The sequence below is a fragment of the Candidatus Streptomyces philanthi genome, from assembly GCF_059553635.1.
On record NZ_JCANQV010000007.1, the window covers coordinates 1 to 26,930 of the forward strand.

The 26,930-nt window shown below is 70.0% G+C and carries 22 protein-coding genes and 1 pseudogene; 10 read left to right on the forward strand and 13 right to left on the reverse strand.

The features are described from left to right. Positions 1-79: 79 nt before the first annotated feature. From recF to dnaA, 4 genes are all read right to left on the reverse strand, one after another. Positions 80-1,246 carry a DNA replication/repair protein RecF gene (recF, locus tag AC51EU_RS02090; RefSeq protein WP_496264856.1) on the reverse strand — a complete coding sequence of 389 codons (1,167 nt, stop codon included), beginning with the start codon at positions 1,244-1,246 and terminating at the stop codon, positions 80-82. 37 nt (positions 1,247-1,283) lie between these two features. Beyond that, the gene (gene gnd / locus AC51EU_RS02095) at positions 1,284-2,162 is read right to left on the reverse strand and encodes a phosphogluconate dehydrogenase (NAD(+)-dependent, decarboxylating) (RefSeq protein ID WP_496264857.1); all 879 of its coding nucleotides are present in this window, start codon (positions 2,160-2,162) and stop codon (positions 1,284-1,286) included. A gap of 181 nt (positions 2,163-2,343) precedes the next feature. Beyond that, positions 2,344-3,474, reverse strand: a complete 1,131-nt coding sequence (gene dnaN, locus AC51EU_RS02100) for a DNA polymerase III subunit beta (protein WP_496264858.1) — start codon at positions 3,472-3,474, stop codon at positions 2,344-2,346. Positions 3,475-4,437: 963 nt separating this feature from the next. Then, on the reverse strand, positions 4,438-6,255 hold the full coding sequence (gene dnaA, locus AC51EU_RS02105; protein ID WP_496264859.1) for a chromosomal replication initiator protein DnaA: 1,818 nt from the start codon (positions 6,253-6,255) through the stop codon (positions 4,438-4,440). A 378-nt stretch (positions 6,256-6,633) separates the two neighbouring features. Between dnaA and rpmH the strand changes: the two genes are divergently transcribed. From rpmH to AC51EU_RS02150, 9 genes and pseudogenes are all read left to right on the forward strand, one after another. Next, the gene (rpmH, locus tag AC51EU_RS02110) at positions 6,634-6,771 is read left to right on the forward strand and encodes a 50S ribosomal protein L34 (protein ID WP_003949374.1); all 138 of its coding nucleotides are present in this window, start codon (positions 6,634-6,636) and stop codon (positions 6,769-6,771) included. 25 nt (positions 6,772-6,796) lie between these two features. Beyond that, positions 6,797-7,153 (forward strand): annotated as a pseudogene (gene rnpA / locus AC51EU_RS02115) (ribonuclease P protein component); the annotation flags it as partial. Positions 7,154-7,227: 74 nt separating this feature from the next. Then, positions 7,228-7,545 (forward strand): membrane protein insertion efficiency factor YidD, encoded by a 318-nt coding sequence (gene yidD, locus AC51EU_RS02120; protein WP_496264860.1) that lies wholly within the window; start codon positions 7,228-7,230, stop codon positions 7,543-7,545. Positions 7,546-7,548: 3 nt separating this feature from the next. Continuing rightward, positions 7,549-8,682 carry a membrane protein insertase YidC gene (gene yidC / locus AC51EU_RS02125; RefSeq protein WP_496264861.1) on the forward strand — a complete coding sequence of 378 codons (1,134 nt, stop codon included), beginning with the start codon at positions 7,549-7,551 and terminating at the stop codon, positions 8,680-8,682. A gap of 13 nt (positions 8,683-8,695) precedes the next feature. Next, entirely contained in the window at positions 8,696-9,202 is a 507-nt protein-coding gene (locus AC51EU_RS02130; protein WP_496264862.1) for a Jag family protein, read from the forward strand. A 128-nt stretch (positions 9,203-9,330) separates the two neighbouring features. After that, the gene (gene rsmG / locus AC51EU_RS02135) at positions 9,331-10,056 is read left to right on the forward strand and encodes a 16S rRNA (guanine(527)-N(7))-methyltransferase RsmG (RefSeq protein WP_496264863.1); all 726 of its coding nucleotides are present in this window, start codon (positions 9,331-9,333) and stop codon (positions 10,054-10,056) included. A 315-nt stretch (positions 10,057-10,371) separates the two neighbouring features. Continuing rightward, the gene (locus tag AC51EU_RS02140; protein ID WP_496264864.1) at positions 10,372-11,445 is read left to right on the forward strand and encodes a ParA family protein; all 1,074 of its coding nucleotides are present in this window, start codon (positions 10,372-10,374) and stop codon (positions 11,443-11,445) included. After that, entirely contained in the window at positions 11,442-12,536 is a 1,095-nt protein-coding gene (locus tag AC51EU_RS02145; protein WP_496264865.1) for a ParB/RepB/Spo0J family partition protein, read from the forward strand. The genes AC51EU_RS02140 and AC51EU_RS02145 overlap by 4 nt, the downstream gene beginning before the upstream one ends. A gap of 305 nt (positions 12,537-12,841) precedes the next feature. Further along, positions 12,842-13,459 carry a GNAT family N-acetyltransferase gene (locus tag AC51EU_RS02150; RefSeq protein ID WP_496264866.1) on the forward strand — a complete coding sequence of 206 codons (618 nt, stop codon included), beginning with the start codon at positions 12,842-12,844 and terminating at the stop codon, positions 13,457-13,459. 71 nt (positions 13,460-13,530) lie between these two features. Here AC51EU_RS02150 and trxA read toward each other — a convergent pair whose 3' ends face one another. The 7 genes from trxA to AC51EU_RS02185 all read right to left on the reverse strand — a co-directional run bounded on the left by trxA (position 13,531) and on the right by AC51EU_RS02185 (position 23,144). Further along, the gene (gene trxA, locus AC51EU_RS02155; RefSeq protein ID WP_496264867.1) at positions 13,531-13,860 is read right to left on the reverse strand and encodes a thioredoxin; all 330 of its coding nucleotides are present in this window, start codon (positions 13,858-13,860) and stop codon (positions 13,531-13,533) included. A gap of 47 nt (positions 13,861-13,907) precedes the next feature. Then, positions 13,908-14,882 carry a thioredoxin-disulfide reductase gene (trxB, locus tag AC51EU_RS02160; RefSeq protein WP_496264868.1) on the reverse strand — a complete coding sequence of 325 codons (975 nt, stop codon included), beginning with the start codon at positions 14,880-14,882 and terminating at the stop codon, positions 13,908-13,910. A 116-nt stretch (positions 14,883-14,998) separates the two neighbouring features. Beyond that, on the reverse strand, positions 14,999-15,916 hold the full coding sequence (locus AC51EU_RS02165; protein WP_496264869.1) for an anti-sigma factor family protein: 918 nt from the start codon (positions 15,914-15,916) through the stop codon (positions 14,999-15,001). After that, positions 15,913-16,602: an RNA polymerase sigma factor SigM gene (sigM, locus tag AC51EU_RS02170; protein ID WP_496264870.1), complete on the reverse strand. Its 690-nt coding sequence runs from the start codon at positions 16,600-16,602 to the stop codon at positions 15,913-15,915. The genes AC51EU_RS02165 and sigM overlap by 4 nt, the downstream gene beginning before the upstream one ends. A 218-nt stretch (positions 16,603-16,820) precedes the next feature. Further along, on the reverse strand, positions 16,821-18,536 hold the full coding sequence (locus AC51EU_RS02175; RefSeq protein ID WP_496264871.1) for a protein kinase family protein: 1,716 nt from the start codon (positions 18,534-18,536) through the stop codon (positions 16,821-16,823). Between the two features lie 107 nt (positions 18,537-18,643). Further along, positions 18,644-20,773: a murein biosynthesis integral membrane protein MurJ gene (gene murJ, locus AC51EU_RS02180; protein WP_496264872.1), complete on the reverse strand. Its 2,130-nt coding sequence runs from the start codon at positions 20,771-20,773 to the stop codon at positions 18,644-18,646. Positions 20,774-20,819: 46 nt separating this feature from the next. Beyond that, complete coding sequence (locus tag AC51EU_RS02185) at positions 20,820-23,144, reverse strand: DUF6049 family protein (protein ID WP_496264873.1); 2,325 nt, start codon at positions 23,142-23,144, stop codon at positions 20,820-20,822. Between the two features lie 172 nt (positions 23,145-23,316). On the opposite strand from AC51EU_RS02185, the gene AC51EU_RS02190 reads away from it, so the two are divergent. Beyond that, positions 23,317-24,798 carry a CCA tRNA nucleotidyltransferase gene (locus AC51EU_RS02190; RefSeq protein ID WP_496264874.1) on the forward strand — a complete coding sequence of 494 codons (1,482 nt, stop codon included), beginning with the start codon at positions 23,317-23,319 and terminating at the stop codon, positions 24,796-24,798. 111 nt (positions 24,799-24,909) lie between these two features. Here AC51EU_RS02190 and AC51EU_RS02195 read toward each other — a convergent pair whose 3' ends face one another. Next, a complete protein-coding gene (locus AC51EU_RS02195; protein ID WP_496264875.1) occupies positions 24,910-25,227 on the reverse strand; it encodes an LppU/SCO3897 family protein in 318 nt (105 codons plus the stop codon). Between the two features lie 404 nt (positions 25,228-25,631). Continuing rightward, on the reverse strand, positions 25,632-26,891 hold the full coding sequence (locus AC51EU_RS02200) for an MFS transporter (RefSeq protein ID WP_496264876.1): 1,260 nt from the start codon (positions 26,889-26,891) through the stop codon (positions 25,632-25,634). Positions 26,892-26,930 lie beyond the last annotated feature (39 nt).

Here is a 26,930-nt window from a genome sequence, read left to right on the forward strand (position 1 = left end):
GCCTGCTCCTTCGCGGCCACCAGCGCCTGACGGGCGAGATCCACACCGGACAGCTCCGGCGGCTTGGTCCCCTCACCGCTCACGACGGCACCTTCCGTACCTCACCACCGGAGACCGCGTACCGCGCCCCGGTCAGCACCTCCGGCACATCGTCGTCGACCGCCGCCGTCACCAGCACCTGCTCGGCCGGGGCCACCAGCTCCGCCAGCCGCTCGCGGCGGCGCGCGTCCAGCTCGGCGAAGACGTCGTCCAGCACCAGCACCGGCTCATTGCCCTCGCTCCGCAGCAGCTCGTACGAGGCCAGCCGCAGCGCCAGCGCGTACGACCAGGACTCGCCGTGGCTGGCGTACCCCTTCGCCGGCAACTGCCCCAGCTTGAGGAGCAGTTCGTCGCGGTGCGGGCCGACCAGCGTCACCCCGCGCTCGATCTCGTTCTTCCGGGCCGCGCCCAGCGCCGCCAGCAGCTGCCCGTACAGCTCCTCGCGGGTGGCGGCCGGGGGATCGCCCGCCGAACCCCGGTACTCCAGCGCCAACGGACCACCGCCCGGCGCCAGTTGCTCGTACGCCTTGTCCGCCAGCGGTCCCAGCACGGCTATCAGGTCGAGCCGCTGCGCCAGCAGTTCGGCACCGGCCCGCGCCAGGTGCTGGTCCCAGACGTCCAGCGTCGACAGGTCCGCCCCCGAGCTCGCATCCGCTCCCCCGGGAGGTGCCCCCCTCCGCCCGCCGTGCCTGCGCGCCAGGGCCGCGGTCTTCAGCAGGGTGTTGCGCTGCTTGAGGACGCGGTCGTAGTCCGAGCGCACCCCGGCCATCCGCGGGGAGCGCGCGGTGATCAGTTCGTCCAGGAAGCGCCGGCGCTCGCCCGGGTCGCCCTTGACCAGCGCCAGGTCCTCGGGCGCGAACAGCACGGTACGGATGATCCCCAGCACGTCCCGCGGCTTGACCTGCGAGGACCTGTTGATCCTCGCGCGATTGGCCTTCCCCGGGTTCAGCTCCAGCTCGACCAGCTGCTGCCGCTCGTCCTGCACTACCGCGGCCCGTACGACCGCCCGCTCGGCACCCATCCGCACCAGCGGCGCGTCGGAGGCGACCCGGTGGCTGCCGAGGGTGGCGAGATAGCCGACGGCCTCGACGAGATTGGTCTTGCCCTGCCCGTTGGGGCCCACGAACGCCGTGACGCCCGGACCGAGAGGGACCTCGGCCCGGGCGTACGAGCGGAAGTCGGCGAGCGACAGATGCGAGACGTGCATGGTGGGGCGCCGACCTTCCCCGGCTGCTGGGAGCCGGTTACTTCTTGTTCTCGACCGCGTGGCCACCGAACTGGTTGCGCAGCGCGGCGATCATCTTCATCTGCGGGGAGTCGTCCTGACGCGACGCGAAGCGCGCGAACAGCGAGGCGGTGATCGCGGGCAGCGGCACGGCGTTGTCGATCGCGGCCTCGACCGTCCAGCGGCCCTCACCGGAGTCGGCGGCGTAACCGCGCAGCTTGTCCAGGTGCTCGTCCTCGTCGAGCGCGTTGACCGCGAGGTCGAGCAGCCAGGAGCGGATGACCGTGCCCTCCTGCCAGGAACGGAAGACCTCGCGCACGTCCGTGACGGAGTCGACCTTCTCCAGCAGCTCCCAGCCCTCGGCGTACGCCTGCATCATCGCGTACTCGATGCCGTTGTGGACCATCTTCGCGAAGTGGCCGGCGCCGACCTTGCCGGCGTGCACCGAGCCGAACTCGCCCTCGGGCTTGAGCGCGTCGAAGATCGGCTGCACCTTGGCGACATCGTCCTTGTCGCCGCCGTACATCAGGGCGTAGCCGTTCTCCAGGCCCCAGACACCGCCGGAGACACCGCAGTCGACGAAGCCGATGCCCTTGGCCTTCAGCTCCTCGGCGTGCTTCTCGTCGTCGGTCCAGCGGGAGTTGCCGCCGTCCACGACGATGTCGCCCGGCGAGAGCAGCTCGGCCAGCTCGTCGATCGTCGACTGGGTGGCCTGACCGGCCGGAACCATGACCCAGACGACCCGCGGTCCCTTGAGGCCGTCCACAAGCTCCTGAAGGCTGTGGACGTCCGCCAGGTCGGGGTTGCGGTCGTATCCGATGACGGTGTGGCCTGCGCGGCGGATGCGCTCGCGCATGTTGCCGCCCATCTTGCCGAGACCGACGAGACCGAGCTCCATCAGTGACCCTCTTTGCACGTAGTCGTTGCTGTTTGTACCCAGTCCGAGCGTACGCCCGACGATGCGTGCACACCTGTGGGCTCAACCGCTCATCAGCGGCCATGGCCCGGGGCAGGACGTGCCGTACGCCCCGCCCCGGACCCGGCGGCCGCACCGGGTGCGCGCACCCGGGCTCCGGGCGTCAGCCCGACAGCCGCACCGGCATGATCAGGTACTTGTACGCCTCGTCCGCCTCGGCGTCCTTGGCCGGGCGGCCGCTGAGCAGCGCCGGCTTGGTCGAGGTCGTGAAGGACAGCTGGGCGACGGGGGAGTCGATCGCCGACAGGCCCTCCAGGAGGAAGCCCGGGTTGAAGGCGATCGAGATGTCCTCGCCCTCCAGCTCCGCGTCGACACGCTCCACAGCCTGTGCGTCGTCGCTGGAACCGGCCTCCAGGATCAGCACGCCCTGCTCGAAGGTCAGCCGCACCGGGGTGTTCCGCTCGGCGACCAGCGCCACACGCTTGACCGCCTCGACGAACGGCGCGGTCTCGATCACGGCGACGGAGTTGAACTCGGTCGGGAAGAGCGTGCGGTACTTGGGGAGGTCGCCCTCCAGCAGACGGGTCGTGGTGCGCCGGCCGGCGCCCTCGAAACCGATCAGGCCCTCGCCGGCACCCGCGCCGGAGAGCGCCAACGTGACGGTGTCACCGCTGCTCAGCGACTTGGCGGTGTCCAGCAGGGTCTTGGCCGGGACCAGGGCGACGGCGGAGGCGTCCGGGTTCTCCGGCTTCCACAGGAACTCACGGACGGCGAAGCGGTAGCGGTCCGTGGAGGCCAGGGTGACGGTGTCGCCCTCGATCTCGATACGGACACCCGTGAGCACCGGGAGGGTGTCGTCGCGGCCGGCGGCGATGGCCACCTGGGCGGCGGCCGCGGCGAAGACCTCACCGGGGACGGTGCCGGTGGCGCCGGGCATCGTCGGCAGGGCCGGGTACTCCTCCACAGGCAGGGTGTGGAGGGTGAAGCGGGACGAGCCGCAGACGACCGTCACCCGTACACCGTCTGTGGAGATCTCCACCGGGCGGTTGGGGAGCGCACGGCAGATGTCGGCCAGGAGGCGGCCGGAGACGAGGACCGTGCCCTCCTCCTCGACCTCGGCGTCCACCGAGACCCGTGCCGAGACCTCGTAGTCGAAGCCCGACAGGCTCAGGGCGCCGTCCTCCGCCTTGAGCAGCAGACCTGCGAGGACGGGCACCGGCGGACGGGCCGGGAGGCTCTTGGCCGCCCAGGCCACTGCCTCCGCGAGTACATCGCGCTCCACCCGGATCTTCACCGGTAACCGCCTCCTGCTGTTCGGCTCACGCCTTGCTGGCTTTCGTCGTCGGCTGAGTTGCCGGGTTCCAGTCTGACGCACGCCACCGACAGTCGGTGCGGCTCGGGGTCAAGTCGGCTCGACGCGCGGACGGCGCTCCGGGCCCGAGTTGTGCACAGGGCCCGTTTCCGAGCAAGTTCCCCGGTAGATCTCTGTGGTCGTAGTAGTAGGGCCTGTGGAAACCGTGGACAACTTCTTCTGCGCAGGTCAGCGCGCATTTTTTGTCCACCGGCCCTGTGGGTGGCGGTGGTGGATAACCGGGGTCCTCTGTGGATCGCCCGAAGTTGTGCACACCCGATACACAGGCGAGGGCCACTTCTCCCCAGCGCCGTCCCCAGTTTTACCCATGTTCCCCACAGGCCAACCCACCCTCTTGATGTGACGGCTTTCACTCGCGCCGGTGAGGGTGGGTGTCGTCTTGCCGAACAGTGGACAGGGGTGTGGAGAAGCTGGGGACAACGACCGCGACCCTGTGGGCAGCCGGTGGACAACCGCGACCCGGCCCTGTGGACACAGGTTTCGTCCACACCCTGTGGATAACGTTTGGCCACAAATCCACATGCACCTGACCTCGGCCGATGCCCCCCGCGAACCCCGGCCTGTGGATTCCCCAGGGATAACTTCGCAGTCCCCAGCATGTGGACGGAAGAATCTTGCCCAATCTGTGGAGGGAACCCGTAACCCGCCCCGGAATCGAACACGGCTTGGCGTCCTCCACAGGTTTGGGACGGTGGAAAACGGGACCGGAGGCGGCGGCCGGAGCCCCGGAACGGGTCGCCGGGGCCCGCGGACGCGTGCGGACGACGTCTCCTGTGGCGGCTGTGGACGGCCTCTCCACCGCGCTCCCCGACGGCGAAGGGCGCCCCGGGACTCGCCCGGGACGCCCTGTGGACCGCCGGCGGCGGGACCGGCCCGAGGAGGCCGTCAGCCGTTCTTGATGCGGTTGGTCAGCTCGGTGACCTGGTTGTAGATGGAGCGGCGCTCCGCCATCAGCGCGCGGATCTTGCGGTCGGCGTGCATCACCGTCGTATGGTCCCGGCCGCCGAACTGCGCGCCGATCTTCGGCAGCGACAGATCGGTCAGCTCACGGCACAGATACATCGCGATCTGCCGGGCCGTCACCAGCACCCGGCTGCGCGAGGACCCGCACAGGTCGTCGACGGTCAGCCCGAAGTAGTCGGCGGTCGCCGCCATGATCGCGGTCGCGGTGATCTCCGGCGCGGCGTCCTCGCCGCCGGGGATCAGGTCCTTCAGCACGATCTCGGTGAGCCCGAGGTCCACCGGCTGCCGGTTGAGCGAGGCGAACGCGGTCACCCGGATCAGCGCGCCCTCCAGCTCGCGGATGTTGCGCGAGATCCGGGACGCGATGAACTCCAGTACCTCCGGCGGCGCGTTCAGCTGCTCCTGGACCGCCTTCTTGCGCAGGATCGCGATCCGGGTCTCCAGCTCGGGCGGCTGGACGTCGGTGATCAGACCCCACTCGAAGCGGTTGCGCAGCCGGTCCTCCAGGGTGACCAGCTGCTTGGGCGGCCGGTCGCTGGAGAGCACGATCTGCTTGTTCGCGTTGTGCAGGGTGTTGAAGGTGTGGAAGAACTCCTCCTGCGTGGACTCCTTGCTCGCCAGGAACTGGATGTCGTCGACGAGCAGGATGTCCATGTCGCGGTAGCGCTTGCGGAACGCGTCCGCCTTGCCGTCGCGGATGGAGTTGATGAACTCGTTGGTGAACTCCTCCGAGCTCACGTACCGCACCCGCGTCCCCGGGTACAGGCTGCGCGCGTAGTGCCCGATCGCGTGCAGCAGATGGGTTTTGCCGAGCCCGGACTCGCCGTAGATGAACAGCGGGTTGTACGCCTTGGCCGGCGCCTCGGCGACGGCGACCGCGGCCGCGTGCGCGAACCGGTTCGAGGCGCCGATGACAAAGGTGTCGAAGAGGTACTTGGGGTTCAGCCGGGCGGTCGGCTCACCGGGGCCGGCGGCCGGGGCCGGCTGGGCGGCGAGCGGTCCGGGCGCGCCGCTGGGCACGGGCAGCGAGGGGCCGGGAGCGGCGTGGCGGCCGTGCGGCTGCTGGTGCTCGGGCAGCTCGCGGCGCTGGTCGTAGGGGGTGCGGCCGTCGGAGCGCTCGGGCGCGGCGGAGCGGTAGTCGTTCTGCGGCTGCTGGACGCGGGGCGGCGGCGAGGCGTACGGGTCGCGCTCGGCGAAGCCGCCGAGGGACTGCTGCTGCCAGCCGTAGTCCTCGCGCGGGCCGGCGCTCATGGACGAGCCGTGCTGCGGCCAGGAGCCGGGCTCGTGGCGGGGCTGGGGGTAATCCGGGTAGGCGGGGCGGACGCCGGGCAGGTCGTCGCCCTGGCGGCCGTACGTCTGCCGGCCGTCGTAGCCCTCGTACGCCTCGTGCTGCGGGCGCTGCTGGTGCTGCTGGTGCTGGGTCTGGTGGGTCTGCGGGGACGGCTGCTGCGGGGCCGGGGGCTCCTCGGAGGAGTCGTCCACCGTGATCGCGATCCGGATCGGGCGGCCGCACTCGTGGCTGAGCGCCTCGCCGATCAGCGGGGCGAGCCGCCCTTCGAGCACGCCCTTGGCGAACTCGTTGGGTACGGCGAGCAGCGCGGTGTCGGCGACCAGGGCCAGCGGCTGGGTCCGCTTGAGCCAGTCCTGGTCCTTGGGCTTGAGGCCGTCGCCGTCCGCCCGTAGGAGGTGGTCGAGTACGCGCGGCCACACTGCGGCAAGATCGGCAGGTACATCAGCCACAGGGCACGCTCTCTCACAGTCCCACGAATGTGTGATTCTCGGGACGGGCGGGAAGGAATCGGAGTTCAGCCACGGTAGTCAGGCCGGGCCTGGGGATTCAAGTTGTTGTCCACAGGCTGTGCATAGTGTGTCCCGGACGGCCCCTTCCGGGGGTGACCTCCGGACGGTTTGACCGAATGGCGCGGCCCCGCGTACCGTGACCAGGTCGAGTTGTCGATGGCTGCTGCCGCCTGCCTCCGATGGGCAATGATCGCGCACACAGTGCTCGTGAAGCGGTGCACGTGGGCGTTGCGAGCTACTCGTGGGCGCACGGTGACAGCCAGTCGACGCCCCACATCTGTCTCATAACGAGGCAGCAAGTATCCCTGGAGCCCCCGAGTGAGCAAGCGCACCTTCCAGCCGAACAACCGCCGTCGTGCGAAGACCCACGGCTTCCGTCTGCGCATGCGGACCCGCGCCGGCCGTGCCATCCTCGCGTCCCGCCGTGGCAAGGGTCGCGCCCGCCTGTCGGCCTGAGCAGCCAGACCTCTAGGTCCATGACGTGCTGCCTACCGAAAATCGGCTGAGGCGGCGCGAGGACTTCGCGGCCGCGGTACGCCGGGGACGCCGGGCCGGGCGCCCGCTCCTTGTCGTGCACTTCCGCAGCGATGCAACGGACCCGCACGCAGCGGGGGAACGTGTTTCCCCGGCGCGTGCGGGTTTCGTCGTGAGCAAGGCCGTCGGCATCGCGGTGGTCCGCAACAAGGTCAAGCGCCGCCTTCGGCATCTCGTGCGGGAACGGCTGGACCGGCTGCCCGCCGGTAGCCTGGTTGTCGTACGGGCGCTGCCCGGTGCGGGTGAGTCGAGCCACGACGAACTGGCCCGCGACCTGGACGCCGCGTTGCAGCGGCTGGTGGGACGGGTACCGCGCAGCTGCAATCCCCCGGGGGATGACCCTCGGACCCCCGGAGAAGAACCGGGAGGGAGCGCACAGTGAAGTACCCGCTGCTGCTGTTGATCAAGCTGTACCAGTGGACCATCAGCCCCTTGCTGGGACCGGTCTGCAAGTACTACCCGTCGTGCTCGCACTATGGCTACACCGCCATCGACCGGCACGGCGCGGTGAAAGGGACCGCGCTCACCGCTTGGCGCATCCTGCGTTGCAATCCGTGGTCGCTCGGTGGGGTCGACCATGTACCTCCCCGGAAGCGTCCGGTTTGGCACCAGCGGCTGAGGAGCCGTCTGGGCGGGCCTGCCGCCCCTGAGCCCGTCGCCCGGCCCGAGACTCAGCCCAACGCCCAAGGAGCCTGATTCGTGGACACGATCCTCAGTCCTCTTTATTACGCAGTTTCCTGGATCATCGTCCAGTTCCACTCGTTCTACAGCCTCATCTTCGACCGGAACAGTGGCGCGGCGTGGGGTCTGTCCATCGTCTCGCTGGTGGTGCTGATCCGTATCTGCCTGATCCCGCTCTTCGTGAAGCAGATCAAGGCGACGCGGAACATGCAGGCGCTCCAGCCGAAGATGAAGGCGATCCAGGAGCGCTACAAGAACGACAAGCAGCGCCAGTCCGAAGAGATGATGAAGCTCTACAAGGAGTCGGGCACCAACCCGCTCTCGAGCTGTCTCCCGATCCTGGCGCAGTCGCCGTTCTTCATCGCCCTGTACCAGGTGCTCAACCACATCGCGCAGAACAAGGTGGTCGGCTTCATCGACACCTCTCTGCTGCAGAGCGCGCAGCAGGCGCACATCTTCGGTGCCCCGCTGGCCGCGAAGTTCATGGACAGCGCGCAGAAGATCGAGAGCCTGGGCGCGTCCCTGGTCGACGTCCGCGTGGTCACCGTCATCATGATCATCCTGATGTCGGCGTCGCAGTTCTACACGCAGCGCCAGCTGATGACCAAGAACGTCGACCTGACGGTGAAGACGCCGTTCATGCAGCAGCAGAAGATGCTGATGTACGTCTTCCCGATCATGTTCGCCGTCTTCGGCATCAACTTCCCCGTCGGTGTCCTCGTCTACTGGCTGACCACCAACGTGTGGACCATGGGGCAGCAGATGTACGTCATCCGCCGGAACCCCACCCCCGGCAGCAAGGCGTTCACCGAGCGTCAGGAGCGGCTGCGCGCCAGGGGCAAGCTGGTCGAGACCCCCGCCGAGATCGAGGCGAAGAAGGCGGCCGAGGAAGCGCGGCAGAACCGTCAGCAGCCCAAGCGCCAGCCGCGCGCCAAGAGGCAGACGACCGGCACGGCGGGCACCGGCGGTACCCGGGCACGGGCACAGTCGGGCGGTGCCACCGGCGGGCAGGACGCGGCCCAGAAGCAGTCGTCGGAGAAGAACGCCCCGCAGGACAGCAAGGCGAAGGGCGGCTCCGCCTCCGGATCCCGCACCACCAAGTCCGGACAGCGCAAGGGCCAGCAGCGCCCCAAGCACCCGTCCAAGAAGTAGAAGGAGTCCTTACGTGACGGACACGACCCCTGCCGCCAAGGGCACCGACACCCTGACCCGCCTGGAGCAGGAAGGCGAGATCGCCGCCGACTACCTGGAGGGGCTGCTGGACATCGCGGATCTCGACGGCGACATCGACATGGACGTCGAGGCCGACCGCGCCGCGGTGTCGATCATCAGCGACACGACCAGCCGTGATCTGCAGAAGCTGGTGGGGCGCGACGGCGAGGTGCTGGAGGCGCTCCAGGAGCTGACCCGGCTCGCGGTGCACCGGGAGACCGGTGACCGCAGCCGGCTGATGCTGGACATCGCCGGGTTCCGGGCGCGCAAGCGCGAGGAGCTGGCGGCGCTGGGCGCCCAGGCGGCGGATGAGGTCAAGGAGACCGGGCAGCCGGTGAAGCTGGACCCGATGACGCCGTTCGAGCGCAAGGTCGTGCACGACGCCGTGGCCGCGGCGGGGCTGCGCAGCGAGTCCGAGGGCGAGGAGCCCGAGCGTCGCGTGGTCGTGCTCCCGGCCTGATCCGGCCCGGCGTTCCCGATGGCCCCGGCCCCGTCTGCTCGCAGGCGGGGCCGAAACTTGTCAGCCTTCTGGGTAATCCCGGGGTGGGTACCCGACAGGAAAGCAGTTCAGAGGAAGGGCGGTTCCCCGTGACGGACGCAGCAGCGGAGCTCCCTCCCGCGCCACAGGCGGCGCGGGAGGTATTCGGTGAGCGCTTTGCGGAGGCCGTGCGGTACGGCGAGCTGCTCGCCGACGCGGGCGTGACGCGGGGGCTGATCGGCCCCCGGGAGGTGCCGCGGCTGTGGGAGCGGCATCTGCTGAACTGCGCGGTGCTCTCCGAGGTCGTGCCCGAGGGCGTCTCGGTGTGCGATGTCGGCTCGGGGGCCGGGCTGCCGGGCATTCCACTGGCGCTGGTCCGCCCGGACCTGAAGATCACGCTGCTGGAGCCGCTGCTGCGCCGGACAAACTTCCTCCAGGAGGTCGTGGAACTGCTCGGCCTCGACCATGTCACCGTCGTCCGGGGACGGGCGGAAGAGGTCATGGGCAAGCTGCCGCAGGTGCATGTGGTGACCGCCCGCGCGGTGGCGCCGCTCGACCGTCTCGCCGGCTGGGGCGTTCCGCTGCTGCGGCCGTACGGGCAGATGCTGGCGCTCAAGGGCGACACCGCGGAGGAGGAGCTCAAGAGCGCGCGGGCCGCGCTGAGCAAGCTCGGTGTGGTGGCGACCTCGGTGGTGCACGTCGGCGAGGGCGTGGTGGATCCGCTCTCGACCGTGGTGCGGGTCGAGGTGGGGGAGAGTCCCGGAGGGGTGCGCTTCGCCGCCAAGCGGGCGAAGGCGGCGCGGGCCGGCCGGGCGCCGCGGGCCAGGCGGCGCTGAGGCCCAGGCGCCGCACAAAGACCATGACGAAGCGATTTCCGCGATGCCGTGGAAATCGCTTCTGTCATTGCTGCCGCCGGTCGTCCCGCCGGGAAACGGTTCAAACGCTGCATACCGGAGTGTCGCGGCTGAATCGGGCGCGTCGCTGGCATCGTGTTTCACGTGAAACGACGTTCTCTGCTGCAAGGGATCATCGGACGTGGTCGTGCGACCGCCACGCCACGGCACCGTAAACCCACACGGGGTACGGAAGTATCCACAGAGAAGGGCTTGTCCACAGGAGAACGGACCTCACTGGTTCGTGCTGCCGGAAGCATGGCAGGCTCTGAACATTGCGAGCCTGATGTCGAGGAGAGTGAATCCTTGCGGTCCGACGCCAATATCGCGGGACCGATGACCGATCCGGTCCCCGGTCCCCGAAGCGAGTCGTCCGGGGAGGACGTTTCACGTGAAACGCCGCCCCTGATGGACAACACCCCGATCGGTCGAGCAGCTCAGTTGGCGGTGGAAGCGTACGGTCGCGCGGGCGAGGGACTGCCCCGGCCCGAGCAGACCCGCGTCATGGTGGTCGCCAACCAGAAGGGCGGGGTCGGCAAGACCACGACCACGGTGAACCTGGCGGCCTCCCTCGCGCTGCACGGCGCACGCGTCCTTGTGATCGACCTCGACCCCCAGGGAAATGCCTCGACCGCACTGGGCATCGACCACCACGCCGAAGTGCCGTCGATCTACGACGTGCTGGTGGAGAGCAAGCCGCTCTCCGACGTGGTGCAGCCGGTACCCGATGTCGAGGGCCTGTTCTGCGCGCCTGCCACCATCGACCTGGCCGGCGCGGAGATCGAGCTGGTTTCCCTGGTGGCACGGGAGAGCCGGCTGGACCGCGCGATCAAGGCGTACGAACAGCCGCTGGACTACATCCTCATCGACTGCCCTCCGTCGCTCGGCCTGCTGACCGTGAACGCTCTGGTCGCGGGTGCCGAGGTGCTGATCCCGATCCAGTGCGAGTACTACGCACTGGAGGGGTTGGGGCAACTGCTGCGCAATGTGGACCTGGTGCGGGGGCACCTCAACCCCAAGCTTCACGTCTCGACGATCCTGCTCACCATGTACGACGGACGCACCCGACTGGCCTCCCAGGTCGCCGAAGAGGTACGCAGCCACTTCGGCAACGAGGTGCTCCGTACGAGCATCCCCCGCTCGGTGCGCATCTCCGAGGCACCCAGCTACGGGCAGACGGTGCTCACCTATGACCCAGGGTCGAGTGGCTCGCTCTCGTATCTGGAGGCGGCCAGAGAGATCGCCCTGCGCGGTGCCCGCCGGACGGCGGGCGGCCAGGGCCTGAGTGTGAACTACGAACCACAGCACAGCATGCCGGAGGGGACGCAGTGAGCGAACGACGTAGGGGACTGGGCCGAGGACTCGGCGCACTGATCCCCGCAGCACCGCAAAGTACGGATCAGACAGGTCCCTCCATGGGACGGGGAACGACATCACCGACGGCGGTACCCGTCCTCGACCCGGAACGGGGCGTGGCGGCTGCCAAGGTGGCCTCGCTGCCGGTGCCCTCTGTTTCCCGTGAAACCGAGGTACCCGCCGCACGGGAGGCACCGTCCGAGCCCGAGGTGGCGGGCGCGTACTTTGCCGAGCTGCCGCTGGACACGATCACCCCCAACCCGCGCCAGCCGCGCGAGGTCTTCGACGAGGACGCACTCGCCGAACTGGTCACCTCCATCCGTGAGGTGGGCCTGCTCCAGCCGGTGGTGGTCCGTCAGACCGGACCCCAGCGGCATGAGCTCATCATGGGGGAGCGCCGCTGGCGGGCCTGCCGGGAAGCGGGGCTGGAGAAGATCCCCGCCATCGTCCGGGCCACGGACGACGAGAAGCTGCTGCTCGACGCCCTCCTCGAAAACCTCCACCGGGCACAGCTCAACCCACTGGAAGAGGCGGCCGCCTACGACCAGCTGCTCAAGGACTTCGCGTGCACCCACGAGGAGCTGGCGGACCGCATCGGCCGCTCGCGTCCGCAGGTCTCCAACACACTGCGACTGCTGAAGCTCTCGCCGGCCGTGCAGCGCCGGGTCGCCGCGGGCGTACTCTCCGCCGGGCATGCCCGGGCCCTGCTCTCGCTCGACGACTCCGAGGAGCAGGACACGCTGGCACGCCGCATCGTGGCGGAGGGGCTGTCGGTGCGTGCGGTCGAGGAGATCGTGACGCTGATGGCGTCGGAGCCCAAGAAGGCGGCGAAGAACAAGGGGCCGCGGGCCGGCGCACGGGTCTCCCCGGCGCTGACCGGCCTCGCCTCCCGGCTCTCGGACCGCTTCGAGACGCGGGTGAAGGTCGACCTCGGGCAGAAGAAGGGCAAGATCGTCGTTGAGTTCGCGTCGATAGAAGACCTGGAACGGATTCTCGGCACGCTGGCTCCGGGAGAGGGGCCCGTTCTGGGAAAGTCGTTGCCCGGGGAGGGCAACGAGAAGGACTGAGCCGAGCGATCGGCACGACAGGGGCGGGCCGTGTTCCGGGGCTTACCGGGAACATGGCCCGCCCTTTTCCTTGTCGCGGTGTCCGCGTCCGTCCGGCGTGGTTACGATGCGATCAGGTATGGCACGCATGCGCGGGGAGTCTCCTTACCCTGCGTGGCGCCATGCGAACGGTGAGCCGCATCGGACCGCCGGCCGTGGCCCACGGCCGGACCGGTACCGGGGACGCGCCGGGAGACCGCCGGGGAGCGGACCGTACCGGCGCCCCTCCGTGGTGCGGCGGGCGAGGGAAGCGAGGACCTGGCTGCATGGGCCGTCGGCTCGTACCACTCACACTGGACAACCTTCCGGACATCCCCCAGCGCTGCCGCTCCTGTGTCTTCTGGGAGCTGGACCCGGTCAGCGGTGAGGCCGCGGTGAAGGCGGGCCGTCCGGCCCTGGAGAAGGAAGCCTGGCTCTCGGCCGTCCTGCTGGACTGGGGATCGTGCGGCCGGGTCGTCTATGTCGACGACGCGCCGGCCGGGTTCGTGCTCTACGCGCCGCCCGCCTATGTGCCGCGCTCCCTGGCCTTTCCCACCAGCCCGGTCTCCGCGGACGCGGTCCAGCTGCTCACGGCACGGCTGCTGTCCGGCTATCAGGGGCAGGGGCTGGGCCGGGTGATGGTCCAGACGGTCGCCAAGGACCTGATCCGCAGGGGCGTCAAGGCCATCGAGGCGTTCGGGGACGCCCGGTGGACCGAACCGGCCTGCCTGCTGCCCGCGGATCACCTTCTCGCCGTGGGCTTCAAGACCGTGCGCCCCCATCCGCGCTACCCCCGGCTGAGGCTGGAGCTGCGGTCCGCGATCTCCTGGAAGGAAGACATGGAGCTGGCTCTCGACCGTCTGCTCGGCGCCGTGCAGAAGGAGCCCGCCCTGCGGCCGCTGTAGCCGTTCCGAACGGAGAACGGGCCCGCCCCCGGGGAAGGGGCGGGCCCGTTTCACGTGAAACGCGGCGGTCCTCAGGCGAGGAAGTCCGCCAGGTCGCGCTCGATCCCGGCCTTCGGCTTGGCGCCGACGATGGTCTTGACGACCTCGCCGCCCTGGTAGACGTTCATGGTCGGGATCGACATGACGCCGTACTTGGCGGTGGTGGCGGGGTTCTCGTCCGTGTTGAGCTTGGCGATGACGATCTTCTCGCCGTGCTCGGCGGCGATGGCCTCCAGGGACGGGGCGATCTGACGGCACGGACCGCACCAGGTGGCCCAGAAGTCGACGAGTACGGGCTTGTCGCTCTTGAGGACGACCTCTTCGAAGTTGGCGTCCGTGACGGTCACCGTGGCGCCGGCCATGGCAATCTCCTTACTGAGTGGGGGATGGGGAGCGGGAAAGCGGTTGGTCAGACCGCTGCGGTCTTCTCGGGCTCGGGGGTGGAGTCGCCGTCCGCGAGGGCGGCGAGGAAGCGCTCGGCGTCGAGGGCCGCGGAGCAGCCGGTACCGGCAGCGGTGATCGCCTGGCGGTAGGTGTGGTCGACGACGTCGCCGGCGGCGAAGACACCCTCCAGGTTGGTCCGCGTGCTGGGCGCGTCGACCTTGAGGTAGCCCTCGTTGTCGAGCTTGAGCTGGTCCTTGAACAGCTCGGTGCGCGGGTCGTGGCCGATGGCGATGAACAGGCCGGTCACCGGCAGCTCGGACGTCTCGCCCGTCTTCACGTTCCGCAGCGTCAGCCCGGAGAGCTTGGTGTCGCCGTGGATCTCGGCCACCTCGCTGTCCCAGACGAACTTGATCTTCGGGTCGGCGAAGGCACGCTCCTGCATCGCCTTGCTGGCGCGCAGGGTGTCGCGGCGGTGGACGACGGTGACGGACTTGGCGAAGCGCGAGAGGAAGGTCGCCTCCTCCATCGCGGTGTCACCGCCGCCGATCACGGCGATGTCCTGGTCCTTGAAGAAGAAGCCGTCGCAGGTGGCGCACCACGAGACACCGCGGCCGGACAGCTCGTCCTCGCGGGGCAGACCGAGCTTGCGGTGCTGGGAGCCGGTGGTGACGATGACGGCCTTGGCGCGGTGGACGGTGCCGGCGCTGTCCGTGACGGTCTTGATCTCACCGGACAGGTCGACGGCGGTGACATCGTCGGGGACGAGTTCGGCACCGAAGCGCTCGGCCTGGGCGCGCATGTTGTCCATCAGGTCCGGTCCCATGATCCCGTCGCGGAAGCCGGGGAAGTTCTCCACGTCGGTGGTGTTCATCAGGGCGCCACCGGCGGTGACGGCCCCTTCGAAGACCAGAGGCTTGAGGGACGCGCGGGCGGTGTAGAGCGCTGCGGTGTAGCCCGCGGGCCCGGAGCCGATGATGATCACGTTGCGGACGTCGCTCACGGGTGTCTTCCTTGTCTCTGCCGACTGCTTGCTGGGGCGCTTCGATCTCTCACCCCACCCAACGGATCCTACGGGGCGAGCATTCCCGGAGTGCCGCAGCGCACATCCGGCCGCGCTCAGCCGCGCGGATACGAGTGCCGCAGCAGCACCGTGCCCGGGGCCGGTGGCGTGGCGGTGACGCAGGACGCGTCGATGACATAGGCGGTCACCCGTGAGGCATCGGCGGAGTCCGGCAGCACCACAAGATAGGCGTCCTTGCCCTCGTACCGGTTCTGGCGGGAGGCGATCGGAGTTTCCGGACGGCCGGTGCCGAGGCGTACGCAGGAGGGAAGGGGATCGGCCTCGCCGCGCATCGGCGTCTGGGCGGAGCTCCGGGTGCCGAACTCGGGCGCCTTCCGCGCACCCGTCGTGGCGAGCAGCTCATGGACCTGGCCTCCGACCGCCGCGACCGTGAGGCCGTCGTGGGGCGTCGCATGGGCGGAGGCATGCTGGTCCGGGCCGTCGGCCTGTCCGGCGCCGCCGGTGGAGTCCTGGAACAGCAGCCCCCCGACGCCGAACAACGCGGCGGCGGCCGCCGTGCCGAGCAGGACCCTGGGCCAGCGCTGCTGCCGGACGGAACGGCCGGCGGCCCGGCGGCCCGGCCCGGAGGCACCCCGAGGATGTCCGGCGGGCCTCCGGGAACCGCCCGGGAGCGGGGCTCCGGGCGTTGTTTCACGTGAAACCGCGTCCTCCGGCCCGCCGGTTTCACGTGAAACCGAGGGTTCCCGCACGACGGCGGTCGCACTCGTCCGCGCCTCTGCCGCCAGGGCGGCGTCGATGCGCTCGGCGACATCGTCCGGCATGCGCACCGGGCCCGGCATCGAGCCGAGCAGCCCCCGGATCTCCGTCAAGGACGCGCGGACGTCTTCGCAGGGGCCGCAGTCCGCGAGGTGCTCCCGCACCGCTGCCGCACGGGACGGCGAGAGAAGATCATCCGTGAGATCGGAGATCTCGGAGACCTCCGGGTGCTCATCCGTGCCGGTCGCCGACGTCACGCTCGCCCACCTCCGCCCTTCACGGCACCTGTGTCCTCCGGCCCTGGCATGGGTGGGACGGATTCCTGCCGCACCCGGTTCCTTCCGCTCACTGCTCCGTCGTCCCCGTCGGTGCCGCGCAGATGGCGCACCAAGGGAAGCAGCCGCGCCCGGCCCCGTGCGCAGCGGCTTTTCACGGTGCCCGTCGGCACTTCGAGGATCTTCGCTGCCTCGGCCACCGGATAGCCTTGCATATCGACGAGCACCAGGGCCGCGCGCTGCTCCTCGGGAAGGGTCCGCAGCGCGCCGAGCAGCTGGCGGTGCAGATCTTGCCGCTCGGCCGGCGCGGCGGCGGACTCCTGCGGCTCCAGCAACTGGTCGAGGCGATCGGTCTCGGCGACCGGGGAGGTACGCCGGGACGCCGTCTTGCGGGCGCGGTCGAGACAGGCGTTCACCGTGATCCGGTGGAGCCAGGTCGTCACCGCGGACCGTCCGCCGAAGGTATGGGCCGCGCGATAGGCCGAGACCAGGGCGTCCTGCACCGCGTCGGCGGCCTCCTCACGATCCCCCAGCGTGCGGATGGCAACGGCCCAGAGCCGGTCGCGATGGCGACGGACGATCTCTCCGAAGGCGTCGGGGTCCCCCTGGACGTGCAGGGCGAGGAGATCGGCGTCGGATGGTGTCGCCTCGTCGTTGTCGGTGGACACGGGCCCCCCGGCCGTAGCTGCTGATCTCGCGCCCCCATTGAAGCGGGCCGCGCCGGGAATGTAAACGCCGGTCGGAGCAGGTGCGGCCAGGCTCCGCCGCGCGGACAACGCCCCTCGCCCCCGCCTTCCGGCAGGTCCGTGTCCAGCGCGGCGACGGCGGCCCTACGCAAGATCCCCGGCCGTGGCAGCCACGACCAGGGATCTTCGGAAGAGACGGATCAGCCGGCGAAGGAGACCCCTGACAGGCCCTGTTTGTGCCCAGGGTTGCTGTATTCGACCTTGGGGGTCCACGGCATCGCGGTGATCCAGAGGAGCACATAGCGTGCCTCGTCCGGCTTCTTGAGGTCGATCTTCGCGCTGGCCTTGGACGTCGTGGTGGTGCCGAGCTTCCGCATGGAGCTCAGCGGTTCCGAGGAGGACAAGGAGTTCGCCGCGTACAGCGTCACCGTGGTGTGGGGACCGTCGAAGCGCAGGTTGAACTGAGCCCTGCTTATCCGTTGTTTCGACCCGAGGTCGTAGATGACGCCCACGCCCTTCTTGATGAGCGGGTTGAGCTCGGGGCCGTCGATGAAGCTGCGGGAGTTCCAGTACTTGCCGGGGCGCCCCTTGTACGAGTCGTCGACCTGGTCGGCGTGCTGAGGCTGGCCGTCCGGGTAGTACTCCTGCGCACCCACGATCTTGATCGGCTTGAGTTCGGGCTTCTTGTCCTGCTCACCGTCGGATTGGGAGGTCCCCGGGTCCGCGTCGTTCTCCCGCTTCAGGAGCGTGTCGGCCAGCTGCCAGCTGCCGAGTCCCAGCGCGGCGATGAGCAGCGCGGAGACCGTCCATTTGAGGGCCTTGCCCGCGCGGCTCTGGAGCGGGGGCGGCGGCGCGGCGACCGGCTGCGGGGCCGGCACCGGCCGCCCGTTGCGCGGCGGCTGCTGGTAGCTGCCCTGCTGGTACTGGGTGCGCTGGTACGGCGGGGGAGCGGTGAAGGCCGTCTCCGGGGGACGGATGCGCGGCATGGCCGCGACCGCCTTCGCCAGCTCGTCGGGCGTGGTGCAGGGCTGCTCCTGCCGGGAGGCGGTGGCGCCGTCGTTGACCAGGGCCCGCATGGCGAGCTCGGACAGCCCGCGGTGGACCCCCGCGCGCACCTGGTCGGGAGCGATCAGCCCGACGCCCTTCGGCAGTCCGGACAGGCCGTAGGCGTCCGTCTCGTACGGCCAGCGCTGGGTGAGCGCGGCGTACAGGAGGGCGCCGATCGCCTCGGTGTCCGTGCGCTCCGGCTCCTCGGAGGTGATGCCGCGCAGTGCGGCCATGACAGCGAGGCCGCGGATGCGGTACTGCCCGGACTCGGTGCGCAGGACCGACCCGGGGTTGAGGCGCAGATGGGACAGGCCCTCGCGGTGCGCGGCGGCCATGGCCTGGGAGACCTGGTGGACCAGCTGGTAGGCGTCGTGGGGCTCCAGGGGGCCGTTCGCGAGCACCGTGGAGAGTTCGGTGGCGTCCGGGAGCCACTCGTGGACGACGTAGACGAGTTCGTTCTCCTCGACGGCGTCGAGGACCTGGACGAAACGGGGGTCGCCGAGGAGGGCGGCGGAGCGGGCCGCGGAGAGCACGGGCCGGGCCTGGGGGTGGTCGGCCGGCAGCACGTGCACACCCACGGCGCGGCGCAGTTTCTCGTCGACCGCGCGCCAGCTGCTGAAGCCCTCCAGTCGGGTGAGGCACTCCTCAAGGCGGTAGCGCCTGGCGAGCTTGTGGCCGCTGTGCAGTTCCGGTGACGGGGCGTCGGCGGGCGCCGCGTCCTCGGATTCGGTGCGCGCGGCGTCCTTCTCCGTGCCGGATACCTTCTGTGCCTTCGCACCGTCGTTCGTGGCCTTGTCCGCCTTGGCGGCCGGCGGCTTCTCACCGCTCGTGTCGGCCACGTCGACGGCAGCCGTGCTCCGTTCCGCCACCGTCGTTCCTGCCTCCCCATCCGTTGCAGGCTCAATGAGCCAAGACAATTGTGCCCACAGTCCGCCACTATGCACGACACACGGTGGCGGTCGATGGTTGTGCGTACTCAGCGCCCCAGCTTCGCGCGGACCATGCCCACCAGGGCGGTCAGTTCCTCGATCCGCATCTTCCGTGCTGCGGCGTAGAAGACACCCACCAGTGCCGCCCCGCCGACGATCAGTGCGGCCAGGGAGCCGAGGATCCCGCTGCCGAGCGTCTGCATGATCCCGAACACCAGGATCCCGGAGATGATCGTGGCCGGAACACTCGCCCCCGCCAGTCGCGCGTAGGTGCGGACGACATGGGCGGTGTCCAGGTCACCGCCCATGCGCCTGCCCAGCCGGCGCCAGGCCACGCCGACGCCGATCACATACGCCAGGCCGTACGAGGCGGCCATGCCGGTCACGGCCCAGCGGGCGGGCAGGACGAGGAAGCAGAGCGCGGAGGCGGCGGCGTTGACCGCGGCGACGATCACCGTGTTGTAGAAGGGCGTGCGGGTGTCCTCGTACGCGTAGAAGGCGCGCAGCACGACGTACTGGACGGAGAACGGGATCAGGCCCACACCGAAGGCCATCAGCATGTAGCCCATCGGCACGCCCGCGCCGGAGGAGCCGTAGACCAGGGTGCACAGCGGGATGCCGAGGGCGAGGAAGCCGAACGAGATCGGGACGATGGCGACCGCGGAGGTCCGCAGCCCCTGGGACATGTCGTCGCGGACGGCCGCGGTGTCCCCGTCGTGCGCCGAGCGGGACAGCCGCGGCAGCAGCGCGGCCATCACGGAGACGGTGATGATGGCCTGCGGCATGTTCCAGATCAGCTGGGCGCTGGCGTAGGAGATGAAGCCGGTGCCGGGGTGGCCCTGCTGGTCGGCGGTGTTGCCGGCCCAGGTGGAGAGCTGGGTGACGACGACGACGCCCGCCTGGTTGGCGAGGACGAACAGCACCGTCCACTTGGCGAGCTTGGCGGCCTTGCCCAGGCCGTGCCCGCGCCAGTCGAAGCGCAGCCGGAACCTGAAGTCGGCTTCGCGCAGGTACGGGATCATCGCCAGCGCCTGCACGACAAGGCCGAGCAGCGTGCCCAGGCCCAGCAGGCGGATGCCCTCGGACGGGATGGTGGTGACGCCGATGCCGGAGGTCTTGGCGGTGCCGTAGACCCAGATGAACAGGCCGAAGGTGGCGATCATGACGATGTTGTTGAGGACCGGGGTCCACATCATCGCGCCGAACCGGCCGCGGGCGTTGAGGATCTGCCCCATCACCACGTGCAGGCCCATGAAGAAGATCGTGGGCACGCAGTAGCGGGTGAAGGCGACGGCGACCTCGTTGGCCGCCGGATCACGGGAGATGTCGAAGGAGACCAGCTTCACCAGGAACGGTGCCGCGACCACCGCGAGGACGGTGAGGGCGCCGAGGACGATGATGACCAGGGTGAGAAGCCGGTTGGCGTACGCCTCGCCCCCGTCGTCGTCCTCCTTCATCGCGCGGACCAGCTGCGGGACGAAGACGGAGTTCAGACCGCCGCCGATGGTCAGGATGAAGATCATCGTCGGCAGCTGGTAGGCCACCTGCCAGGAGTCACCGAGAACGGCACCGCCGAGAGCGGCGACGATCAGGGCCGACCGGACGAAGCCGGTGAGACGCGACACCATCGTGCCGGCCGCCATCACCGCGCTGGACTTCAGCAGCCCGGAGGCACGCCCGCCGGACTGCTTTCCGGTGGCTGCCGCGGGCGGCGCGTCCTGCGTCTCCGCAGACCGGTCGGGCAGCGGCTCCGGTTCCGGCCCGCCCCCGGTCGCGACGGGGGCCGATTGCGGCGCCGCGGGGGACTGGGGCCGGTAGGGCTGCTGGTCCTGGTAGAGGTGCGCGAACGCGTCGGGCTTCGGCTGCCCGTCGGTGCCGCCCGTGACCGGCCGGCCGACGCTCGCGAACTGCGTGGTCGCGTCCCCGTCGCCGAAGACCGGCGGGGCGGGCGCGTCCCACTGCTGCGCGGGCGGCTGCTGCTGGAGCGGCGGCGGGTACGCGGCGGCCGGGAGCTGGACCGTGGCGTCCGCCGGCCCGTACGGGTCGCCGGAGCGGGCGTCCTGGGGGTACGGGCCCTGGGCGTCGGGGGCCGGGGACGCCGGCGGTGCCGGGGGGACCGGTCCCGCCGGTTCGCCCGGGGCGCCCCGGCCGCGGTCACCGTCGTACGGCGCATTCATCGCTGCCCCACCTCATCAGTCGCCGGCCGTCCGGCCCCGCCATCCATCAACGGTCCACTTTCTCACCCGAGCCGGAGGCGGCCGTGTTTCCCGAACCGGTGTCCGGCTCCCGGTCACCCGGCTGCTCGGCGTTCTCGCCGTCCGCGTTCTCCGTGGCGCGGTCCGTGCCGGACGCGCCCTCGGGGCCGTCCTCCGCCGCGTCGTCCGTGCTGTTCTCCTCGGCGCGGCGGGCGGCGCGCTTGCGCTGGAGATAGATCCGCACACCGGCGAGGACGAGCAGGAGGACACCGCCCGCGATGACGAGCATCACGGTCGCGGTGATCTCGGTGACGTTCACCACGAACACCATGGGGGCGCCGTGCGGCTTGCCCTCCGCCGTGTAGAGCTGGGCCGTCACCCGCACCGGGCCATTGGCGTTCGCCGTGGTCTCGAACTTGAACGACTGGCTGTGCCCGCCGTCCACCTTGATCTCCTGCGGGTCGCCCACATCGAGCCGGTTGGGCTGCGAGGACGTCAGCCTGAGCGTCATGCCCTCGACGCCCTGGAGGAGGTTGTTCTGCACGGTGACCGGGATCGTCGCACTGCGGCCGGAGAGCGTCGCCTCCGACTTCTGGATCAGGCGCACCTTCCCGTTCAGTTCCATGAGGTAGTCCCGCACGGAGTCGCGGAAGTTCCTCGCGCCCGTGGCGTCGCCGCGCCACTGCGTCGACATGTCGCGCATGATCGCGTTGCCGAACGGGGTCACGACGCGCTCGGGCCGGTCGAGGTTCACCTCGAAGTCGTCGAGCGTGGACCGGGTGGCCTGCATCTGCTGGAAGGCGCTGACCGGCAGCTCCTGCCGGCGCAGGGACGACGGGTAGGAGCCGCCGCCGGGCACCCGGCGGGTGGCGTCGGGGTCCGGCTCCTGCGTCGCCGCGTCCCCGAGGTCCAGCGGCTCGGTCCAGGGGCCCGAGTCCAGGGCCTGGAGCGCGGCGGACATCGCCCGGGCCTGGCTGACGGACGGCGTGCGCTGCGGGGCGACGACGATGCTGCGCCGGCGGTCCGGGGCCTGGAGGTTGATCATCTGGGTCTGGGCGAGGAACTCCTGCACCGCGCGGGCGGCGTTCCCGGGGCGGGACATGTCGCCCTCGAAGGCCCGGGAGAGCCCGGCGTCCGCGACGATCGCGGTGTTGCCGCCGCCGATGGGGCGGGCCGCGGTGGGCGTGTACGACAGGCCGCCGGACTCCCGCAGGCTGTCGCTGCGGGTGATGACGTTGTGCGCCCCCGCGGAGGTGGCGACATCGACGATCGAGGAGTCGACGGCGCCGTCGACCGGCCAGGCGAAGTCGGTGCGCGGGGTGACGTGGAGGATCGTGTCGACGGCCTTCGACGCCAGGTCGGTGGCCGGGCCGAGGTGGCTGAGCGCCCCCGGCACGTTCTTGCCGTGGTGGGCGAGCGAGGCCAGATCGGGGTCGGCGAACGGCAGGGCGACGACCTCATGGTCCTTCGCCAGCTCCTCCACCTGGCTCAGCCACTCCTTGGCGACGTTCTGGTTCCTGCCCGTCGGGCCGTCCGGGCTGTGGATCTTGTACGTCTTGGTCATCGCCTCGACGGTGGCGAGCAGATCCGGGTCGATCACGAGGGTGACCGGCAGGTTCTTGGCGAGGGTGACCATCTGCTGGAGACGGCCCCCGGGAGCGATCTCCGCGGCGAGGGTGTCATCACGGAAGACCGGGGTCTGCTGGGCGTCGGGCTTGGTCTCGGCGGTCAGATGGGTCGAGGAGATCAGCGGCCACAGGAAGGTGAGCCGGGTCTTCTTGGAGACCTCGTCCTTCTGCCAGGGCAGGAAGGTCCGCTGGATGCCCAGGACCTGCTCGTAGGAGTCGGCCGAGGTGCGTCCCGAGAACGAGACGGCGAGCTGGTACACCCCGTCGTCGTCGAGGTGCAGGTCCTTGACCGGCACATTGAGGGCGAAGGGCTGGCTGGCACCGGGCTTCAGCGAGGCGATCTTCGCCGTGCGCTTGTCGATCTCCTCGCCGTCCAAGGAGGGCGAGAAGCCGGTGCGCCGGGCGGCGTCGTCGAGTGAGCTGCGGTTGTCGAGGACGGGGCCGCGGCGCACGGCGACATGCGCGTCGGTGATCGTGGCCTTGCCGTCGTTGGTCAGGGTGCCGGAGACGGTGACCGTGTCGTCCTTGTCGGCGACGGCCGGCGTCAGCGTATTGATGGCGATGTCGACGGTGCGGGAGCCGGTGGGCGCGGCGTGCGCCGCCGGGGCCTGCGGGACCTGGAGCACACCGGCGAGCAACGGCACCCCGGTGACCAGCGTCACGGCACGTCGCAGCCATCGACCACGCGGCCGTACAGTCCCCTGGAACCCTGCCGCCTCGGCCACGCGTTCGCCCGTCCCTCGTCGTCGTCAGTGGTCGTCGGAATGTGCGTCCCCGCATGGTAACGAGGCGCGCTGTGACGTGGTGCCACGGAGGGCTGCAACAAGATCGCGAATCTCCGTGCCCGCTCCCCTCGCGGGGCGCCTGCCCCGGCATGGCCACGTACTCTGTTCTGTTGTGCCGAACGCCAACAATGAGAACCCCACCCCGCAGGCCGAGCCGACCACGCGAGCGGCGAACGCGCTCAGCCGTGTACAGCGCCGTGCCGTGAGCGAACTGCTGCGGGTGTCTCCCGTCGCGGACGACCTGGCGAGCAGGTTCCAGGAGGCCGGGTTCACGCTCGCTCTGGTGGGCGGCTCGGTACGGGACGCACTCCTGGGCCGGCTCGGCAACGACCTGGACTTCACCACCGATGCCCGTCCCGAGGACGTTCTGAAGATCGTCCGGCCGTGGGCCGACGCGGTCTGGGACGTCGGCATCGCCTTCGGCACCGTCGGCTGCAAGAAGGACTCGTTCGACATCGAGGTGACGACCTACCGGTCGGAGGCGTACGACCGCACCTCCCGCAAGCCCGAGGTGTCCTATGGCGACTCCATCGAGGACGACCTGGTGCGCCGGGACTTCACGGTGAACGCCATGGCCGTGTTCCTGCCGCAGAAGGAGTTCGTCGACCCGCACAACGGCCTGGAGGACCTGGCCGCCCGGGTGCTGAAGACCCCGGGAACGCCGGAGGAGTCGTTCTCCGACGATCCGCTGCGGATGATGCGTGCGGCGCGCTTCGCCGCGCAGCTGGACTTCGAGGTGGCCCCCGAGGTCGTCTCCGCGATGAAGGAGATGGCGGACCGCATCACGATCGTCTCCGCGGAGCGCGTACGGGACGAGCTGAACAAGCTGATCATGGCGCAGTACCCGCGGAAGGGACTGCGGCTGCTCGTCGACTCCGGGATCGCCGACAAGGTGCTGCCCGAGCTTCCCGCGCTGCGGCTGGAGCGTGACGAGCATCACCGCCACAAGGACGTCTACGAGCACACGCTCACGGTCCTGGACCAGGCGATCGACCTTGAGGAGAACGGGCCGGACCTGGTGCTGCGCCTCGCGGCCCTGCTCCACGACATCGGCAAGCCGAGGACGCGCCGCTTCGAGAAGGACGGCCGGGTCTCCTTCCACCACCACGAGGTGGTGGGGGCAAAGATGACCAAGAAGCGGATGACCGCGCTGAAGTACTCCAATGACACGGTCAAGGACGTCTCGCGCCTTGTGGAGCTGCATCTGCGGTTCCACGGCTACGGCACGGGCGAGTGGACGGACTCGGCGGTCCGCCGCTATGTCCGGGACGCCGGTCCGCAGCTGGAACGGCTGCACAAGCTGACCCGCTCGGACTGCACGACGCGCAACAAGCGCAAGGCCAATGCGCTGTCCCGGGCCTATGACGGTCTGGAGGAGCGCATCGCCCGTCTGCAGGAGCAGGAGGAGCTGGACGCGATCCGCCCGGACCTGGACGGCAACGAGATCATGCAGATCCTCGGCATCGCACCGGGCCCGCAGGTCGGCAAGGCGTACCAGCAGATGCTGGAGCTGCGGCTGGAGCACGGGCCGATGGAGCATGACCAGGCCGTGGCCGCGCTCAAGGAGTGGTGGGCCGCACAGAACCAGGGCTGACGTTTCACGTGAAACGCGGGGCGCCGCGCACGGTGTTTCACGTGAAACACCGCGCCGTCGCCCCGACGTGTTTCACGTGAAACGACGCACGGAGGTCCGGGCGCGGCCGGGTTACTTCGTAGGGGTGAGGCAGAGCACGAACGCCGTACTGCTGCTGTGCCGCCTGCGGCGGTGCGGGCTCTCCGCGTAGGACTTGGTGCCCGACGGGCAGACCGTGGTGTCGGTGGTGTCGGTGTGGACCTCCTTCACTGTGAAGGCGGCCTCCGCCGTACCGCAGTCCACGACCTCCAGATCGGGCTTGATCTCGTTGCCGTGGTTCGTCATGCAGTCACCGACCTTCGCCGTATCGGCCGAGTCCTTGTTCATGAACCAGATGACGCCGATGACGACCAGGGCAAGGACGATCCCGACGCCCTTGAGGATGGACATCACCGAAGGACCGCTGCGCGGGGGCTTCTGCGGCGGCACGCCCCCGCCCTGCGTATACGGCTGTGGCGGAACCGGCGCGCCGGCCTGCGGCGGGTACGGCTGAGGCGGCTGACCGTACCCCTGCTGAGGCGGCGGGCCGTATCCCGGCTGCGGCTGCTGCCAGTGCGGAGCGCCCTGCTGCGGGGGATATGCCTGGCCGCCCTGCGGCTGCCCGTAGGGCGCCTGAGGCGGATTCGGATAGGGGCCGGAGGGCGGCTGGCCGTACGGATTCTGCCCCTGGGGCGGCGGCGTGGTCATGGATTCCCCCTGAGATGGTCCTGACGAGGTGTATGGACGCCCCGTAACGTACCGGGCGCACACAGCGGTGCGGCCCTGCGCGCCGGAAAATCCGCTCCCTGCCCCGGCTATCGGCGCTCCAGCCGGCCCGTGGCCACGGCGACCGCGGCGTAGAGCACCGCGACACCGATCAGGAGCGCCGCCGACCGTCCGTCCGGCGGCAGCACGAGGGCCGCGACCGCCGCGGCGCCGACGAAGGCGATGTTGAACAGCATGTCGTAGAGGGCGAACACCCGGCCGCGGAAGGCATCGTCCACCGTGTGCTGGACCATCGTGTCCGTAGCGATCTTCGTCCCTTGGGTGCTGAGGCCGAGGACGAAGGCGGCGACGAGCATCGGCGCCGGCCGGAACGGCAGGCCCAACGCCGGCACCAGTACCGCGCCCATCACCGCGCAGCAGGCGATCCAGCCGAACGGGGAGAGCCGCCCGAGGACCCAAGGAGTGACGAGGGCCGCCGCGAAGAACCCCGCCCCCGAGACGCCGACGGTGATCCCGAGCAGCGCCAGACCGCCGGACTCGCTCGCCGACCAGGAATAACGGCACAGCATCAGCACCATGACCGTCAGGGCGCCGTAGCAGAACCGCACGGCCGTCATCGCGGCCAGCGCCCGCGCCGGGCTCCGCCGTTCCCAGAGATGACGCAGACCGTGGACCAGTCCCCGCGCGGTGCTCAGCACGGCGGCACCAAGACGCGGCTGAAGCCGCGAAGGGTCCGGCCCGAGCAGTCCGGGCGCCATCGACAGGGCGGTGAGGGAGGAGCAGAGATAGAGGGCCGCGCTGAGCAGGACGACCAGCACATCGACCTGCGGGCCGAGGAGCCGGACCACGAACGCCAGCCCGCCCCCGGCCGTCGCCGCGAGCGTACCGGCGGTGGGGGAGAGGGAGTTGGCCATCACCAGCTGCTGTTCACCGTAGACCACACGGGGCAGCGCGGCCGACAGGCCCGCGAGGACGAAGCGGTTGACGGCGGTGACGGACAGCGCCGAGGCGTAGAACAGCCAGTCGGGCACCCCGGCCAGCATCAGACCCGCGGTGACCGCGGCGAGAACGGTGCGCAGCAGATTGCCGTACAGCAGCACCTGGCGGCGGCGCCAACGGTCGAGCAGAACCCCGGTGAACGGCCCGACGAGGGAGTACGGGAGCAGCAGTACGGCCATGGCGGAGGCGATGGCGGCGGGCGTCGCCTGCTTCTCCGGGGAGAAGACGACATAGGTGGCGAGCGCCACCTGGAAGACACCGTCGGCGCACTGGGAGAGCAGTCGCGCGGACAGCAGTGCGCGGAAATCGCGCCGCTGGAGTAATACGCCGAGAGCGCGCACAGCATGCATGCGCACAGCCTCACACAGCCCGCAGGCTCCCGGGAGCGT